This window comes from Pseudomonas sp. yb_5, assembly GCF_043103865.1.
Lineage (GTDB): Bacteria > Pseudomonadota > Gammaproteobacteria > Pseudomonadales > Pseudomonadaceae > Aquipseudomonas > Aquipseudomonas putida_Y.
Genome location: NZ_JBICKE010000129.1, coordinates 1 through 1969, shown reverse-complemented (window position 1 = coordinate 1969; position 1969 = coordinate 1). Strand labels below are relative to the sequence as shown.

The window sequence follows — 1969 nt, the reverse complement described above, 5'->3', positions numbered from 1 at the left end:
CAAGGTGAGGCCATCGTTTAACGTGGCATTTCCGGTGAACCGTTCCACGGCAACAGCGCTTCATAATCTGCCACCGACTGCGCATGGGGCAGCCGCTCCAGTACGTGGCGCAGCCACGTATAGGGCTCCTGGCCGTTGATCTTGGCGGTCTCGACTAAACTGTAGAGCTGAGCACTGGCGGCGGCACCCTTGGGCGTGTCGCTGAACAGCCAGGCTTTGCGGCCAATCACAAATGGCTTTATTGCGCGCTCTGCCGGGTTATTGTCGATCGGCAAATACCCAGCCTCCACATAACGCTCCAGCCGACTCCAATTGCTCGCCAGGTAATTCACCGCCTTGCCGAGCACACTTTGCGACGTCACATGTGGCTGCGTTTTGTCCAGCCAACTTTTCAACTGCCCCAGGATCGGCAGGCTCTTCTCCTGCCGGCCAGTCAATCGCTGCTCATCACTGGCGTCCTTCAGTTCACGCTCAATGCCATATAGCTTATTGATCAATGACAGCGCCATATCCGCGCGTCCGGCTTTGCCCTTGGGCTGCACTTTCTGAGCTTCAACAAACTTGCGACGCGCATGCGCCATGCACGCCAATCGTTCGACACCCGGCTGCAACGCCAAGGCGTTGTAGCCGGCGTAATCGTCCGTCATCACATAGCCGCGATAACTTTCCAGCAAGCGCAACGGCACCTCCTGCGCACGGCTGGAGGTGTAGTCGAACAGCACGACTTTCCGATCCGGTGGCCCACTGGCTTGCACCCACATCCAGGATTGGCTGGTCGGGTCTCGATCCGGTTCTTTAAGAACTTGGACGCGGGTTTCATCGCAATGGATGACCGGGCTTTCCAGCAACCGGTCGCGCATCAGATTCAGCAGTGGTTGCAGGTGCTCACCGCACTGAATCACCCAGCGCGCCAAAGTCTGGCGCGGAATCTCGATACCGTGTCGGCTCAGCACCGTTTCAAAACGGTGCAGCGGCAAGCCATCGACATACTTGGTGGCCAACAGCATTGCCAGCACGCTCGGGCTGGCCATGCTCTTCTCGATCAACTGTGCGGGTTTGTCAGCGGTGACCGGAGCGGCTTCACAACCACGGCAACCGTAAATTTTACGGATGTGTTTGAGCACCCGGATCTGCATCGGCACGATATCCAGCTGCTCGCTGGTTTCTTCACCGATCACGTGTTTGCGGCAACCACAGGCACAGGCCTGCTCGTGTTCGGGCAGTTCGTGGATGACTTCAATGCGCGGCAGGTCAGCGGACAGCGGTTTGCGCTTGCCACGACGCAGTGTTGGCGCGACCACTTCTTCGTCGTCATCGACCGGAGGTATCGACAGGCTTTCCGGTTCGTTGAACAACGCGAGCTGCGGCGTGTTGGTTTCAACGGTCTGCTCGGACTTGCGACTGAACAGACGGTCGCGCAGTAGCTTGACCTGCTCTTTGAGATCGACGATCTGGCCCTTATCGACCGTGCGCTCCATCAATAACTGCGCAAGCATCTGCTTGAGCAGTACGGGGTCATCGGGAAGGTCTTCGGGCATGGAAATCATGCCCCGGATTATAACGAATCAGGCGACGAATCGCGGCGTCAAAACCTGATGCGGGCGATTGCGCCAGAGGTCAAAACCGTCGAGTAACCAGTTCAGTTCCTGGACGGTGAGGACAATCGCTTCGTCGGTGGCGTCAGGTGATGTTTTGAATCGCTCGGATTCCAGGCGCTTGAGCCAAAGACAGAAGCCGTTGCGCTCCCAGTACAAGATCTTCACACGGTTGCGGGATTTGTTGAGAAATACGAAGAGCACGGGGTCGAACACCGCCACCTTGATGTCCAACTCGACCAGCGCCGCCAAGCCATCAATGGATTTTCGGAAGTCGACGGGCTTGGGGTAGAGATAGACTTTTTCGACTTTGGCGTCGGGACGCATCATGGCGTGCGGGCTCCAGAAAGAAATCGGGAGCACAGCATTGGGGA

The 1969-nt window shown here is 57.6% G+C and carries 2 protein-coding genes; both read right to left on the bottom strand.

Annotated elements, in window-relative coordinates; genetic code table 11:
• Positions 1 to 17: 17 nt before the first annotated feature.
• On the bottom strand, positions 18 to 1547 hold the full coding sequence (gene tnpC, locus ACF8GF_RS23435; RefSeq protein WP_103469035.1) for an IS66 family transposase: 1530 nt from the start codon (positions 1545 to 1547) through the stop codon (positions 18 to 20).
• A gap of 18 nt (positions 1548 to 1565) precedes the next feature.
• A partial coding sequence (tnpB, locus tag ACF8GF_RS23430) for an IS66 family insertion sequence element accessory protein TnpB (protein ID WP_392515043.1) occupies positions 1566 to 1969 on the bottom strand: 404 nt, incomplete at its 5' end.